We start from the raw sequence: 14,195 nt of genomic DNA on the forward strand, positions 1-14,195 counted from the left end.
AGACCTCTTAGCAGGTGCGCAACCAGGCCAAAGAATCACGGTACGCCTGAGCAGGATCTTCTGCCCGAATGCGCCCTTCATACACCACATAGCCCTGATAGTTATCGGCGCGCAACTGTTCAAACAGTGCGTGGAAATCGAGGGTGCCGCTGCCCGGCTGATAGCGATGGTTATCGGCAATATGCACATGACCAAGCAGGTCACGGTTGTCATGCAGCGCCTGCGCCAGGTTATCCTCTTCGATGTTCATGTGATAGAAATCGCCGATAATCTGCACATGTTTAAGGTTGTTTTCGACGATGTAACGACGAGCATCGGCGAGCGTGTTGATCATGTGGTCCTGATAGCGGTTTAGCGGTTCGAGATACACCACCGTTCCGGTACGCGCGGCTACCTTCTCCAGGAAACGCAGGGAATCGCTCACCATTTGACGATCGCCATCCAGGCTGCGCGGCGAGGTCATCGGCGGTAAGCGAAAGGTAAACATGCCCCACGCTGCTGGAACGACAATACCTTTGCCGCCCACTTCCGCCAGCGCCTCAAGAATGCGCTCGATCTGCTTTAAACCATTAAGACGACGTTCTTCGATAAAGTCCCCAATCCAGCCGTCATAACCGCCGCAGGCGGTGGTCACCGGTAAACCGGTTTCTTTGATCGCTGATTTGACTTCTTCGATATTGTTAACCAGCAGTTTGCCGTCAATCTCAAAGCCATCAAAACCCATCTCTTTGATATAACGAAATTTCTCCAGAATATTTTCCGGAAAGAACGCCTGATTCTGTGTACCAATTTTCATTTTTCCGTCCTTAGAATTAAAAAGTTACGCCCATTTTGATGCTCTGTTCCGGATGCTGGTCGACATACTGCATGTAGCTTTCCGGGCTGTTAGCAAAGGTCACCACCGGGTCGATTAAATCTTCACAATTGAGATAACCGTTCATCAGCAGTTCCCAGCAAGTTTCTTCAATACGCTTGCGGCTCCAGCGCGGATAATCCGGGTTCGGTTCACTGCACGCACGAGAGAAGACAATTTTGGCGTTGTTGAAATGCGCTTCGCGTCCGAGGTTAAAACCTTCAGCAAACGGTTTGGCAAACGCAACATAGGAGATGGTGCCGCCATAAGCCAGGCCGCGCAGTGCCGATTGCAGCGCGTCGGCGTAGCCGCTGGTTTCGATAATCACATCGGCACCCTGCTTGCCGGTCAGCGTTTTAATCTCTTTGCCTACATCCGTGCCAATGGGGTTAAGGCAGAAATCCGCCCCGTGGCGACGGGCAATATCACAGCGATGAGCGATAGGATCGACACCAATCACCACCGACGCGCCAGCGCGTTTTGCCAGTTGAATGGCAATTTGACCAATCGCACCAAGCCCGACTACCACCACAAAATCGCCCACGCGCACGTTGGCATCGCGCACGCCGCTCATGGCAAACTGCGCCGGGTCGTAACAGACGGCGTTTTTCCACGAGCTACCTTGCGGCATCTTGCGCAGTTTGTAGTTATTCACCGCGTTAATGATGACCGTTTCGGAAAGCGGGCCGTAGCCGCATACGCTGTCACCCACCGCGTAGTCGGTAACGTCGCTGCCGCACTCGATAATGTCGCCAACCACCATGTTGCCAAGCTGGAACTTGCCAAACTCAATGCCGCGCGGCGCATCTGCCGGACGGGGGGTGAACATCTGCCATTCGCCATTAAAGTCTTCATCGATAAACGGGCTGGCGGCGCGGAAATCGACCACTTCCGTCCCGTGTTTCGGCGCGCCGAACCGCACGCGGATCTTCACTTCATTGGCTGAAATCGCCCTGTCTTCATACTCCACCAACGCGGCAACGCGCGGTGCTGTGGCTACTAACTTTTTCATGTAAAACTCCTTGTCAAGAAACTGGCCGCTTTAGCCCTTCACGCCACCGGCGGTCAAACCACTCTTAATAAAACGTTCCGAAAGTGCATACATAATCACCACCGGCAATGCGGTCACCAGCGAGGCCGCCATCATTCGGCCCCAGATGTAATCAGGGGTACTGAACAGCGCGTTCAGGCCTACCGGTAAAGTGAAATTGCTGGCGCTGGAGAGGAAAATCGAGGCAAACAGATAGTCGTTCCATGCCACCATAAAGCAGTAGACGAACACGGATATCAGCCCGGACATCGCCAGCGGTACCGTGATGCGGAAGATGATTTGCAGCCGGTTGAGGCCATCCATCATCGCCGCTTCTTCGATTTCATCGGGGATGGTGTCGAAGTAGCTTTTCAGCATAAACACGGCGGTAGGCAGGGTTTGCGTCACCATGGTGATGATCAGCGCCATCTCGGTGTCGTAAACGCCAAGCGCGGTGATGATTTTGAACAGCGGCACCACCAGCAAAATGCCGGAGAACATGTACACCGTGTAGAAGCTGGCGTTGATGGTCATTCGCCCTTTAAAGCGCAGGCGGGAAAGCGCGTAAGCCCCGAGAATGCCGAGAAATACTGCTATCACGGATGAAACTACCGACACCACCAGGCTGTTACGGAAATAATCGACAAACGGGAAAATCACCGGATTAAAAATGTCGACGTAATGCTCCAGCGTCCACTGCTGTGGCAGCAGCGTAGGATGCAGCGAGATCGCCTCTTTCGCGCTTTTGAACGAGGTCATCAACATCACAAAAAACGGAAACAGCGTGATGATGAGAAACAGCGCCAGCCCGCAGTAAAAACCGATGCGACTGAGTGTGCGTTTATTTGTTGCCATTGAGGTTCACCCGTTTTCTGGTCAGCAGAATGACAGCGAAAATAATGATGAAGAGCACCACTGAGATCGCCGCCGCTTTCCCTAAGTCATTAAAGGCAAAGGCGGTTTTGTAGAGATAGACGCCGAGAATATCGACCTTGGTCGTCAGCAAATAAACGTCAGCGAACATGTAGAACATCCAGATGGTACGCAGAGTCACCACCGTCGCCAGGACCGGCATAATCGCGGGCAGCGTGACGATGCGAAACCGCTGCCAGGCATTCGCGCCATCCATCTCTGCCGCTTCGTACAGCGATTTGTCGATGGTCTGCAAAATCGCCAGAAACGAAATAAAGGCATACGGGAAGTAGCGCCAGATGGCGAACAGCACCACCAGTACAAAACTACTGCCCGGGTTATCGAACCACAGCGGCGCCTGCTCATAGAGATGCAGAAGATCGACGCCGAGGTAGTTCACAATGCCGTAGCCGTTGTTGAACATGTATTTCCAGGCGAACACCAGCGAAATGGACGGCGTTACGTAGGAGAGGATCACCAACGAACGCGCGGTTTTGCGCAGGCGAAACTCGCGGTTGAAAAACATCGCCACCGCCAGGCCGAGCACGGTGCTACCTGCCACCACCAGCGCGGTATACCAGACCGTCATCCACAGCGAGTGCCAGAAGCCGGGATCGGAGAGAATACGCACATAGTTGCTCACCCCAACAAACGTTGACTCGATGTTGGGATTAAGCGGCAGACGTAAAAAACTGATTTCGATATTCGACACCATTGGCCACGCCACCAGACCGCCCAGCAGTAATAAGCTGGGCGCGAGAAGCAGCAGCGCAAAGGGCATATCGGAACGACCTGAAAAAAGCCTGTTCATTGCGGATTCCTGTCCTGGGATTAGTGCTGTTCGATCAGTTCATCCAGCTTTTTCTGGCTCGCTTGCAGCGTGGTTGAGAGATCGGCTTTCCCCACGGTGACGTTATGCACCATTGAACTCACCACACCAGACCCCGTGACATCGCCCATGCGGGTAAAGTTTTTGTCCCCTACCGCACCAAAGACCTGAATGTTTGGCAGTTCGCTAATCAACTGATTCGGCAAGTCTCCCAGCGCCTTAATCACGTCGTTATCTTTCCAGGTGGCAGTCGTCACAACCGCTTTGTTCACCGGCAGCGCCGCGCCTGGCGACATCATCACCCAGTCGGCAATGTTGTCCGCCTGCTCCATAAAGGTGACAAATTTTTCCGCCGCTTCCGTCTCTTCGCTTTTTTGCCCGGCGGTAATGGTCAGCGATGTCAACATGCCGTAGACCGCCGAGTTTTTCTCGGTTGGCACCACGAAACCGACATTTTTCGGGTCGCATTCTTTAATCACAGCCGGAAGGATGTAGGTGGAGTAAATCGCCATCGGCGCGGTGCCGTTCATAAAGGCGTCTTTCACTTCCATAATGTCGTTAGAACCCGGCATGGTGTTGGCAGCAAGGTCGCGGTAATAGGTCAGCGCCTGCATCATCTCCGGCGTATCAAGGGTGATTTTGCCTTCGGCGTTAAAAACGTTGGCCTGATTGGATAACGCAAACTGGGAGAACGATTGTTCCGTCAGTACGCTTTCTGCCGTCGGCAGTGCAATACCGTATTTTTTATTCGCCGGATCGTTCAGTTTCTGTGCGACATCCAGCAACTGTTGCCAGTTTTTCGGCTCATCCAGCCCGGCTTTTGCCAGGACATCTTTGCGATACCAGATACCGCCAATCCATGCGCTGACAGGAACACCGGTCCAGGCGCTACCATCTTCGGTGCGCACAATCCGCAGAACGCCGTCATAAAACGCGCCTTCACCGACATTACTGATGACCGTAGCAACCGCTTTGCGATCGATAAGCTGTTCTTTGTCCATCACTTTCGCGTAGTCATGGCTGGTTTCGATCACTTCCGGCAGCGAGCCGCTACGGGAAAGGGTGATGACTTTGGTGTTATAGGCATCTTCTTCCACCGGCACTTGTTTAACAGTGATGCCTGGGTTTTCTTTTTCAAAACGCGCAATTAACTGACTTATAACCGCCTGGCGTTCCTGTTCCACCGAAGAATGCATAAACTCGATGGAAACATTCGTTTTATTTTCTTCTTTACAACCTGAAATCAGGGCGCAGGAAACCAGTGCTGATAACAGCACGATTTTTGATTTAATCATGAGATGTTCCTTTTTATTTAATCCACATAACCTGCCAGGGGCGCAGCGTTATATCATTACCCACTATATCAACTTCACTAATCAGATCCCGACCGTGCAGATCAGTAATATTTATATGCTGAATATTTTCACTGACATTAAACAATCCTGTCAGACAATTACTATCCGCGTTGCTTCTTTGAATACGCATTACGGATGAATTAACCGTATCGATGGTAAAATCATTATCCGGATGAAACTCGTTATGACTGCAACGAAGTGTAATTAAATGCGACAACTGATGATATACCGCATGCCTTAATGTATCTTCATCGTTCAGTTCTCGGGTTATCTCTTCATTGTGATATTTTTTACGGTTAATCGCACGGTTATATCCCAGTTTTTCGACACCTGCGTAATCATTACGCGAGCCAAGAATACTTTGAATATATATCGCTGGCACACCGGGGAAACTTAACAAAATCGCATGGGCAAGGATAAACCTGGCACACCGCTCTTCATCGCTACTCTCGCGGCGGCTTAACGCATCCATATAGGTGACATTTATTTCATAGGGACTGCGCGTACCATCGGGATTATTTTTCCAGTTTACTAATGCCCCTTCCTGCTGTAATGCCTCGACCAGCGCTAATATTTCGCTTTCGGGTAGCAAGCCACGCAGTGGGTTAAGTCCAATACCATCATGAGACGCGAGGAAGTTAAACCAGGTGGTTTTGCTGGAAGGCAACGTCAGACTTTGCGCCCACTGGCACAGCGCCTGGACGTTCTGTTTTTGCACCGCATGTAACACCAGCGGCGGCAGTGAGAACTGGTACACCATATGCGCTTCGTCATCACCGTTGCCAAAGTAAGCAATGTTGTCTTTGTGCGGAACATTGGTCTCGGTAATGATCACTGTACCTGGTGCTACGTCATCAATAATCGACCGTAACAGCTTGATAATCAGATGTGTTTTTACCAGGTGGATGCAGCTTGTTCCCGGCTCTTTCCACATAAAGCCAACGGCATCCAGACGGACATACTCTGCGCCTTTTTCCAGGTAACACAACAGCACATCTACCATCGCCAGTAATACATCTGGGCTGCGATAATTGAGGTCAATTTGATCGTCGCTAAAGGTGGTCCATAAATGGCGCGTTGAATTATCGTTCATTTGAAACGGCGTTAATAAGGGTAACGCGCGTGGGCGGGTGACGGCGCTAAGATCGGTTTGCGGGTCAACGGCAATAAAAAACTCTTCAAAGCCTGGCTTTTGTTGTAAATAGTTTTTAAACCATTCACTTTTTGCCGACATATGGTTGCAGACAAAATCAAACATTAAATGACTGCATTCACCGAGTTGCTGAATATCCTGCCACTCCCCCGCTTCACTGGCGACCTGATGATAATCAATTACCGAAAAGCCATCATCAGATGACCATGGATAAAACGGCAACAAATGAACATGTGAAAAAATGCTTTGCAGCCAGTGATGGTAAAACTGATTAAATGTGGGTAGTGGTTTTAAATCATTACTGTGAAATTGATCGGCATAGGTAATTAACACGACATCACTTTCATCCCAGTGTTTTTTACGTCGCTGTGTAATTAATCTTTTCGCACTCTCAAGACGCGTTACAAGTTTCTGTAAATGAGTCGCGGTAAATGTTCCACCGTAGATTTCGTCCAGGTAATCCGTAATTTTCTGTTTCATGTTGCCTTTCCGTGGTAGCGGTCCCATGAAACGAGAGACTACTCCGCAGAAAATAAACTGTCAATTGAGCACAAGGGTTTTAGTCACGCAGGAAATCATTTTTTACCAGGGAAAAAGCGTATTTGTGAGCTGACGCAAATAATCTATGGGGATGTAAATAAGGTGTGACAGAAAAAGTAAACGGCGCATAAGCGCCGCTTAGGGTGGATTCTTTTAACCTTTGACCTTCGGCATTGCGATGTCTTTCAGGCCGCCAGCGTTCTCAACGTGGGTATATCCCATCTCGCTAAGGATCTCTTTTGCCTGCCCTGACTGGCGTCCGGCATTGCAATACACTTTCACGGTGTCGTTTTTATCCGGAACGGCGGTGGCAATGCGCTCTTTCACTTCCTTCAGGGGAATATTGATGGCTCCCTGAACGTGCTCTTGCTGATACTGCTCTGGAACACGAACATCGATCCAGTGTTCAGCGGCGAAAACGGGCAGCGAAAACACCAGTGTCAGAGCAAGTAAGCCTTTTTTAAACATGTAAGCGTCCTTCTATGGATGAAAATTGCCATCCATAATACGCCTTAGCTTTAACAATTTTTGCGAAACTCCCCTCACCTTTTATAACGCTGCGCCAGTTTATTGGCAGCCCGACTTAACAGCGGTTCCAGCGCCACGGCCAGCAACATTTTCAGCGGTCGGCGAGCAACTGATTTTATCGCCCAACCAGCTACACCCGCCGGGCCATAGCGCAGTGCGGTAAGAAGTACCAGCTTGCCTGCTAATTTGAAACCAGGCTTCACCTTTTGCCCGGCCTGTTGCCAGCGAGTATTCATAACTTTCCTCACAGTTGACGGAAACGGCTACGTAACGTGAAAGTATCGGAAGTGACATAACGTTCCATCTCGCGTAAACGCGTTTCACTTGCCGCCAGTTCACGGTCGACATCATCCAGCAATTCGCTGCTGGAAGGTAGCTGCTCACCAAAGGCCATGTTGTCCGGCATTGGATCAAGCGCAAATGACAAAATGATGTAAGCAACCAGGGTAAACAGCGCCAGGCCGAAGAAAATCGACAGCACCACCAGGATACGTACCAGTTTTACCGGTACATCAAAATAGTTGGCAATCCCGGCGCAGACGCCGCGTACCATGCCCCGCTGTGGAATACGCCATAATTTTTTATTGAGATTAATGCCCGCCATTAGCGATCCCTCCAGTTCGGATGTTCTGCATCAAGAATGGATTCCAGCGCCTGAATACGTTCGCGCATCCGTTTTGCTTCATCAGCCAGTTGCGCTAATCGCTGCTGCTCACTTTGCGACAATTCACTGCGACCAGAACGATTGCTGTAATGCAGCCATAACCAGATCGGTAAAACAAACAGCACAAAAATGGTTAACGGAATAGCCAGAAATAGCGCGCTCATAAGGACTCCTTAGACGATGAGCGGCGGCGCGTTCGGACGCCGCCTGGATGTTATTATTGATTGTCTTGCTTCATTTTGGCTTTTAATTGTGCCAGTTGCTCGCTGATTGCATCATCGGCTTTCAGTTCGGCAAACTGATCGTCCAGCGATTTTTGTTTACCGAAGCTGTGGCTTTCTGCTTCCGCTTCCATCTGGTCAATTCGACGTTCGAAAGATTCGAAACGAGCCATTGCTTCATCCAGTTTGCCACTGTCCAGCTGACGACGCACATCGCGCGACGAGTTTGCCGCCTGATGGCGTAACATCAATGCCTGCTGGCGAGCGCGTGTTTCACTCAATTTGTTTTCCAGCTCGCCGATCTCTTTCTTCATACGCACCAGCGTATCGTCCACCAGCGTCACTTCATGTTCCAGGCTCTTAATCAGATCGGTCAGTTTCTGTTTTTCAATTAACGCCGCACGCGCCAGATCTTCTCTCTCTTTCAGCAGCGCCAGTTCGGCTTTTTCCTGCCATTCAACTTCACGCGCCGACGCTTGTTCAATACGGCGAGTCAGCTGTTTCTTTTCTGCCAGCGCACGCGCCGAAGTAGAACGTACTTCAACCAGTGTATCTTCCATTTCCTGGATCATCAGACGCACCAGCTTCTGCGGATCTTCCGCTTTCTCTAACAGAGCGTTGATGTTGGCATTCACGATGTCGGCAAAGCGAGAAAAAATACCCATAATGTTGTCCTCTTGATTTATGCGTTCAGGATTGTCCTGCTGAACTATTAATACAATTTGCGTGCCAATTTTTTATCTTTTTGATTTATAAAGATCTGATTGAAGAATCAACAGCAACATGCCAGGATGAGTTAGCGAATTACACTAACAAGTGGCGAATTTCATCATGGCAGAATACAAAGATAATTTACTCGGTGAGGCGAACAGCTTTCTCGAAGTGCTGGAACAGGTTTCGCATCTCGCACCGCTGGACAAACCGGTGCTCATCATCGGCGAGCGCGGCACAGGTAAAGAGCTGATTGCCAGTCGTCTGCATTATCTCTCCTCCCGTTGGCAGGGGCCGTTTATTTCCCTTAACTGCGCGGCGTTAAATGAAAATCTGCTGGATTCCGAACTGTTTGGTCACGAAGCGGGCGCGTTTACCGGTGCGCAAAAACGTCATCCAGGGAGATTTGAACGTGCCGACGGCGGTACGCTATTTCTTGATGAACTCGCTACGGCACCGATGATGGTGCAAGAAAAATTATTGCGCGTGATTGAGTACGGTGAACTGGAGCGCGTTGGCGGCAGCCAGCCATTGCAGGTGAATGTGCGGCTGGTATGCGCGACGAATGCCGACCTCCCGGCGATGGTCAATGAAGGTACTTTTCGCGCTGACCTGCTCGACCGTCTGGCTTTTGATGTTGTTCAACTGCCACCCCTGCGCGAGCGCGAAAGCGACATTATGCTGATGGCAGAACACTTTGCCATTCAGATGTGTCGGGAAATCAAGCTGCCTCTGTTCCCGGGGTTTACTGAGCGCGCCAGAGAAACATTGCTGAATTATCGCTGGCCGGGAAATATTCGTGAATTGAAAAACGTGGTGGAACGTTCGGTGTATCGCCACGGCACCAGCGATTATCCGCTTGATGACATTATTATTGATCCCTTTAAACGGCGTCCGCCTGAAGACGCTATCGCCGTTTCAGAAACCACCTCGCTTCCAACGCTGCCACTGGATTTACGTGAGTTTCAGATGCAGCAGGAAAAAGAGTTGCTGCAACTCAGTTTGCAACAAGGGAAATATAACCAGAAGCGCGCGGCTGAATTACTGGGGTTAACCTATCATCAGTTCCGCGCGTTGTTGAAAAAGCACCAGATTTAGCGAAGTTGGGCAATACAACTTGCCGGATGCGGCGTGAACGCCTTATCCGGCATACATAATCAATACGTCGTTTGCAGGCCTGATAAGCGCAGTGCATCAGACATTATTGCGTTGGGCTATTAGTCGCTCAGCGCATCCTGCAATATTTTCATTGCCGCATCGAATTGCGCATCCGGGATGGTCAGCGGATACAGGAAGCGAATCACGTTGCCGTATGCGCCACAGGTCAGCAGGAGCAGCCCCTGCGCCAGCGCGCGTTGCTGGATTTTCTGTGCAATGGCGGCGGAAGGCTCGCCCGTTTGCGGATCGTTAAACTCTGCCGCAATCATCGACCCCAGACCGCGTACCGCCGCGATGGCCGGAACGCTTTCTTTGGCATCAATCAACGTATTTGTCAGACGCTGGCCCAGTTGATTAGCGCGTTCACAGAGTGATTCTTTGTCGATAATGTTGAGCACCGCGTGCGCGGCAGCCACCGCCAGCGGGTTCCCGGCGTAGGTACCACCAAGCCCGCCCGGCGCGGGCGCGTCCATAATATTCGCGTTACCGACCACGCCCGAAAGCGGCATCCCGCCCGCGAGGCTTTTCGCCATCGTCATTAAGTCCGGCTTATCGGCGTAGTGATCCATGGCAAACAGTTTACCGGTACGCGCAAAGCCGCTTTGCACTTCATCGGCAATCATCACAATACCGTGCTCGTCGCACAGGCGGCGAATGGCGGCAACCAGCTCTTTTGGCGCAACGTTGAAACCGCCTTCGCCCTGCACCGGTTCGAAAATAATCGCCGCCACCTGCTTCGCTTCAATGTCCGATTTAAACAAGCGTTCGATGGCATCGAGGGAGTCCTGCGTTGAAACGCCATGTAAATCTGACGGATAAGGTACGTGATACACCGAACCGGGGAACGGGCCGAAGCCGATTTTGTACGGCGCGACCTTTCCGGTCAGCGCCATGGTCATATATGTACGACCGTGGAAGCCGCCGCTAAACGCAATCACGCCAGGGCGTCCGGTATGGGCGCGGGCGATTTTCACCGCGTTCTCCACCGCTTCCGCACCGGTGGTGAAGAACGCAGTTTTAGCCTGCCCGCTCACCGGGGCAAGGGCGTTGATTTTCTCCGCCAGGGTGACGTAGCTTTCGTACGGCACAATCTGATACGCCGTGTGGGTAAACTGTTGCAATTGCTGCTCCACCGCCGCGACCAGATCAGGGTGGCGATGCCCGGTATTCAGCACCGCAATGCCTGCGGCGAAATCGATATATTCGTTGCCCTCTACATCCTTCAGCGTGGCGTTTTCAGCCGACTGGGCGAAGAAGTTACACATCACGCCAACCCCGCGTGGGGTAGCAGAAAGACGACGCTGATGGAATTCATTGTTGCTCATGTTTCACACCTTTTGACTCTTCACTGTTAATCGGAAATTAAACGCCCAGACGATCGCGCAGGCTGTAATAAGCCGCGCCCATCGCGGTAAATGGCACGCGCAGCGTGCGCCCGCCGGGGAACGGGTAATGCGGCAGATTGGCGAAGGCGTCGAAGCGTTCGGCGTCACCGCGCAGCAGTTCAGCAATCAAACGCCCGGCAAGATGGGTACAGGTGACGCCGTGGCCGCTGTAACCCTGCATGTAATAGATGTTGGTATCAAGGCGACCGAACTGCGGCATGCGCGACAAGGTCAGCAGGAAGTTGCCCGTCCAGCGGTAATCAATTTTCACGCCCTTCAGCTGCGGGAAGGTTTTCAGCAGTTTCGGCACAACAAGACGCTCAACATCATCCGGGTCACGCGCGCCGTACACCACGCCGCCGCCGTACAGCAGGCGGTTATCCGCGGTAAGACGGTAGTAATCGAGCAGGTAGTTACAGTCTTCCACGCAGTAGTTTTTCGGGATCAGCGAACGGGCCAAATCATCCGACAGTGGTTCAGTGGTGATCACCTGCGTGCCGCACGGCATACTGCGTTTCGCCAGCTCCGGCTCCACTTTATCGCCCAGATACGCATTCCCGGCGACAATCACATACTTCGCCGTCACCTGACCATTGGCCGTGCGCACAACGGCTGGCGTGGTGTGCTGGATCTGCGTCACCGCAGAAAGCTCATACACGCGTCCACCGTTCAGACGAATGGCGTCGGCTTCACCAATGGCGAGGTTCAGCGGGTGAATATGTCCACCGCTGTGATCCAGCAGCGCACCCGTGTAGCGATCGCTGGCGACTTCGCGGCGAATGGCGTTGGCGTCCAGCAATTCAAGCTGTTTGTTACCGTAGCGTTCCCAGTTCTCTTTCTGCTCTTCGAGTGTGGCGAGTTGTTTATCATTCATCGCCACAAACAGGCCGCCGGGGCGATAGTCGCAGTCAATCTGATAACGTTTGATACGTTCGCGGATGATCTCGCCACCCTCGAACATCATGCTGCCGAGCATACGGGCGGTATCCATGCCGTAGCTTTTTTCGATAACGTCGATGTCGCGGCTGTAGGAGTTCACAAGCTGCCCGCCGTTGCGTCCGCTTGCGCCGAAGCCGATGCGTGAGGCTTCAAGAACCACCACGTCAAAGCCCGCTTCCGCCAGATGCAGCGCGGAGGAAAGCCCGGTATAGCCGCCGCCGACCACGCAAACGTCGCAGGTGATTGACTCATTCAGCGTGTCGAAGGGGGCATATTTATTCGCACTGGCGGCGTAATAACTGCTGGTATGTTCGGTCATTTCAGGCCTCCAGGCTTATCCAGATGGTTTTCAGTTCGGTGAATTTTTCAAGGGCATGCAGGGATTTGTCGCGACCGTTGCCGCTCTGCTTATAGCCGCCAAACGGCACGGTCATATCACCGTCGTTGTAGTTATTGACGAAGACGGAACCGGCTTTCAGGCGGCGACTCATGCGGTGCGCGCGGGAGAGGTCGCGTGTCCATACCGACGCGCCAAGTCCGTACTGGCTGTCGTTGGCAAGCTGTAGCGCCTGTTCTTCTGATGTGAAACGCGTGACCACCAGCACCGGACCGAAAATCTCTTCGCGGCTTAAGGACGCATTCGGGTCTACATCCACAAAGATGGTCGGGCCGATGGCGGCAGCCAGCTCGGCGTTACGGCCATCCAGCAGCAGTTGCCCTTTGCTTTCGCCTTCCCGAATAAAGCTATGGACCGAGTCGGCGTGGGCGCAGTCGATTAAGGTGCCCATGGTGGTTGCGGGATCAAGTGGATGGCCCGGCTGCCAGTTTTGCGCCTGCTGTATTAACAGGTCTAAGAATTCATCGGCGATGCTCTCTTCCAGCAACAGGCGCGTTCCGGCGATACACACCTGCCCCTGGTTGTAGAAGATGCCTGCTGCGGTGGCGCTTGCTGCCTGTTGTAAATCCGGACATTCGGCGAAAATGATGTTGGCGCTTTTGCCGCCCGCTTCCAGCCAGACGCGTTTCATGTTGCTGTCGCCTGCATCTTTCAGCAGCTGTTTCCCGGTACGGGTCGAACCGGTAAAGGCGATGGCATCGATATCGTTATGACGCGACAGCGCCTGCCCCGCTTCATGACCAAAACCCGTCACCACGTTCAGCACGCCATCCGGCAGACCTGCTTCTTTCGCCAGCCCGGCGAGACGAATCGCACTGAGCGGTGATTTTTCAGACGGTTTTAGAATCACGCTGTTTCCCGCCGCCAGCGCCGGGCCGAGTTTCCAGCAGGTCAGCAGCAACGGGAAGTTCCACGGCACGATGGCGGCAATCACGCCGACCGGTTCACGCACGATCATCGCCAGCTCATGGCTACTGGTGGTCGCCACTTCGCCATACACTTTGTCGATCGCTTCGGCGTACCAGCGAATGGCGCGCGCCGCGCCGGGAATATCATCACGCAGACTGTGACGAATCGGTTTGCCGGTGTCGAGAGTTTCCAGCAGTGCCAGCTCTTCAGCGTGGGCTTCCATTAAATCAGCGAGTTTATTCAGCACCGCTTTACGTTTTGCCGGGGCAGCCTGCGACCAATCGCCGCGTTCAAATACGTTGCGTGCTGCGCTCACCGCACGGTCGATATCGACGCTCTTGCCGCGGGCAATTTTCGCCAGCGGTGCCTGGGTGACCGGATCAACGGTTTCAAAAATTTCATTTTCCGCCGCAGCAGTATATTCACCGTTAATAAATAAGCGGGTTTCAATGGCGAGACTTAACGCTTTATCCTGCCAGTAAGCCAGATGATGAAAATTCATTATGACTCCTGTTTCACGTGTATCAGATATATGCAGTTTGTGAACGTCAGGGCGCAGAGATCCCCGGGCCGCATGCCCGTTTATTTCTGGCGACATTCTTTATGGATTG

15 protein-coding genes are annotated in these 14,195 nt (G+C 52.4%); 1 reads left to right on the plus strand and 14 read right to left on the minus strand.

The genetic code is table 11. The features are described 5' to 3' along the window. Positions 1–7 precede the first annotated feature (7 nt). The 11 genes from FQ015_RS10920 to pspA all read right to left on the minus strand — a co-directional run bounded on the left by FQ015_RS10920 (position 8) and on the right by pspA (position 8,750). Positions 8–796 carry a sugar phosphate isomerase/epimerase family protein gene (locus FQ015_RS10920; RefSeq protein ID WP_160524052.1) on the minus strand — a complete coding sequence of 263 codons (789 nt, stop codon included), beginning with the start codon at positions 794–796 and terminating at the stop codon, positions 8–10. 16 nt (positions 797–812) lie between these two features. Continuing rightward, complete coding sequence (locus FQ015_RS10925) at positions 813–1,865, minus strand: zinc-dependent alcohol dehydrogenase (RefSeq protein WP_039020821.1); 1,053 nt, start codon at positions 1,863–1,865, stop codon at positions 813–815. A 30-nt stretch (positions 1,866–1,895) separates the two neighbouring features. Next, on the minus strand, positions 1,896–2,738 hold the full coding sequence (locus FQ015_RS10930; RefSeq protein WP_000224670.1) for a carbohydrate ABC transporter permease: 843 nt from the start codon (positions 2,736–2,738) through the stop codon (positions 1,896–1,898). Beyond that, on the minus strand, positions 2,725–3,606 hold the full coding sequence (locus tag FQ015_RS10935) for a carbohydrate ABC transporter permease (RefSeq protein WP_001080790.1): 882 nt from the start codon (positions 3,604–3,606) through the stop codon (positions 2,725–2,727). The genes FQ015_RS10930 and FQ015_RS10935 overlap by 14 nt, the downstream gene beginning before the upstream one ends. 20 nt (positions 3,607–3,626) lie before the next feature. After that, the gene (locus FQ015_RS10940) at positions 3,627–4,919 is read right to left on the minus strand and encodes an ABC transporter substrate-binding protein (protein ID WP_160524053.1); all 1,293 of its coding nucleotides are present in this window, start codon (positions 4,917–4,919) and stop codon (positions 3,627–3,629) included. Between the two features lie 13 nt (positions 4,920–4,932). After that, positions 4,933–6,612 carry a glucosylglycerate phosphorylase gene (gene ycjM, locus FQ015_RS10945; RefSeq protein WP_160524054.1) on the minus strand — a complete coding sequence of 560 codons (1,680 nt, stop codon included), beginning with the start codon at positions 6,610–6,612 and terminating at the stop codon, positions 4,933–4,935. Positions 6,613–6,825: 213 nt separating this feature from the next. Continuing rightward, positions 6,826–7,140 (minus strand): thiosulfate sulfurtransferase PspE, encoded by a 315-nt coding sequence (gene pspE, locus FQ015_RS10950; protein WP_000473128.1) that lies wholly within the window; start codon positions 7,138–7,140, stop codon positions 6,826–6,828. Positions 7,141–7,214: 74 nt separating this feature from the next. Beyond that, a complete protein-coding gene (gene pspD / locus FQ015_RS10955) occupies positions 7,215–7,436 on the minus strand; it encodes a phage shock protein PspD (protein ID WP_001295585.1) in 222 nt (73 codons plus the stop codon). 8 nt (positions 7,437–7,444) lie between these two features. Beyond that, on the minus strand, positions 7,445–7,804 hold the full coding sequence (gene pspC / locus FQ015_RS10960) for an envelope stress response membrane protein PspC (RefSeq protein WP_039020818.1): 360 nt from the start codon (positions 7,802–7,804) through the stop codon (positions 7,445–7,447). After that, entirely contained in the window at positions 7,804–8,028 is a 225-nt protein-coding gene (gene pspB, locus FQ015_RS10965; RefSeq protein WP_001274963.1) for an envelope stress response membrane protein PspB, read from the minus strand. The genes pspC and pspB overlap by 1 nt, the downstream gene beginning before the upstream one ends. Positions 8,029–8,081: 53 nt before the next feature. Continuing rightward, positions 8,082–8,750, minus strand: coding sequence for a phage shock protein PspA (gene pspA, locus FQ015_RS10970; RefSeq protein ID WP_000511033.1), 669 nt, complete (start codon positions 8,748–8,750; stop codon positions 8,082–8,084). A 166-nt stretch (positions 8,751–8,916) separates the two neighbouring features. On the opposite strand from pspA, the gene pspF reads away from it, so the two are divergent. Next, positions 8,917–9,894, plus strand: a complete 978-nt coding sequence (gene pspF, locus FQ015_RS10975) for a phage shock protein operon transcriptional activator (RefSeq protein WP_000852835.1) — start codon at positions 8,917–8,919, stop codon at positions 9,892–9,894. A gap of 119 nt (positions 9,895–10,013) precedes the next feature. Here the strand turns inward: pspF and puuE are convergent, their stop codons facing one another. From puuE to puuC, 3 genes are read right to left on the minus strand one after another with little or no spacing between them, the layout of a single operon-like run. Then, positions 10,014–11,279, minus strand: coding sequence for a 4-aminobutyrate transaminase (puuE, locus tag FQ015_RS10980; protein WP_000069238.1), 1,266 nt, complete (start codon positions 11,277–11,279; stop codon positions 10,014–10,016). A 37-nt stretch (positions 11,280–11,316) separates the two neighbouring features. Then, complete coding sequence (gene puuB, locus FQ015_RS10985) at positions 11,317–12,597, minus strand: gamma-glutamylputrescine oxidase (protein WP_160524055.1); 1,281 nt, start codon at positions 12,595–12,597, stop codon at positions 11,317–11,319. 1 nt (position 12,598) lies between these two features. After that, entirely contained in the window at positions 12,599–14,086 is a 1,488-nt protein-coding gene (puuC, locus tag FQ015_RS10990) for an aldehyde dehydrogenase PuuC (protein ID WP_160524056.1), read from the minus strand. Positions 14,087–14,195 lie beyond the last annotated feature (109 nt).

The organism is Escherichia sp. HH26CH (assembly GCF_009820205.1).
GTDB lineage: Bacteria > Pseudomonadota > Gammaproteobacteria > Enterobacterales > Enterobacteriaceae > Escherichia > Escherichia coli_F.

Excerpts from the sequence above, each read along its gene's own strand:
- FQ015_RS10920 (WP_160524052.1), bottom strand. The coding sequence starts at position 796 with ATGAAAATTGGTACACAGAATCAGGCGTTCTTTCCGGAAAATATTCTG.
- FQ015_RS10930 (WP_000224670.1), bottom strand. The coding sequence starts at position 2,738 with ATGGCAACAAATAAACGCACACTCAGTCGCATCGGTTTTTACTGCGGG.
- pspC (WP_039020818.1), bottom strand. The coding sequence starts at position 7,804 with ATGGCGGGCATTAATCTCAATAAAAAATTATGGCGTATTCCACAGCGG.
- ycjM (WP_160524054.1), bottom strand. The coding sequence starts at position 6,612 with ATGAAACAGAAAATTACGGATTACCTGGACGAAATCTACGGTGGAACA.
- pspB (WP_001274963.1), bottom strand. The coding sequence starts at position 8,028 with ATGAGCGCGCTATTTCTGGCTATTCCGTTAACCATTTTTGTGCTGTTT.
- FQ015_RS10925 (WP_039020821.1), bottom strand. The coding sequence starts at position 1,865 with ATGAAAAAGTTAGTAGCCACAGCACCGCGCGTTGCCGCGTTGGTGGAG.
- puuE (WP_000069238.1), bottom strand. The coding sequence starts at position 11,279 with ATGAGCAACAATGAATTCCATCAGCGTCGTCTTTCTGCTACCCCACGC.
- puuB (WP_160524055.1), bottom strand. The coding sequence starts at position 12,597 with ATGACCGAACATACCAGCAGTTATTACGCCGCCAGTGCGAATAAATAT.
- pspF (WP_000852835.1), top strand. The coding sequence starts at position 8,917 with ATGGCAGAATACAAAGATAATTTACTCGGTGAGGCGAACAGCTTTCTC.
- FQ015_RS10940 (WP_160524053.1), bottom strand. The coding sequence starts at position 4,919 with ATGATTAAATCAAAAATCGTGCTGTTATCAGCACTGGTTTCCTGCGCC.
- pspE (WP_000473128.1), bottom strand. The coding sequence starts at position 7,140 with ATGTTTAAAAAAGGCTTACTTGCTCTGACACTGGTGTTTTCGCTGCCC.
- puuC (WP_160524056.1), bottom strand. The coding sequence starts at position 14,086 with ATGAATTTTCATCATCTGGCTTACTGGCAGGATAAAGCGTTAAGTCTC.
- pspD (WP_001295585.1), bottom strand. The coding sequence starts at position 7,436 with ATGAATACTCGCTGGCAACAGGCCGGGCAAAAGGTGAAGCCTGGTTTC.
- pspA (WP_000511033.1), bottom strand. The coding sequence starts at position 8,750 with ATGGGTATTTTTTCTCGCTTTGCCGACATCGTGAATGCCAACATCAAC.
- FQ015_RS10935 (WP_001080790.1), bottom strand. The coding sequence starts at position 3,606 with ATGAACAGGCTTTTTTCAGGTCGTTCCGATATGCCCTTTGCGCTGCTG.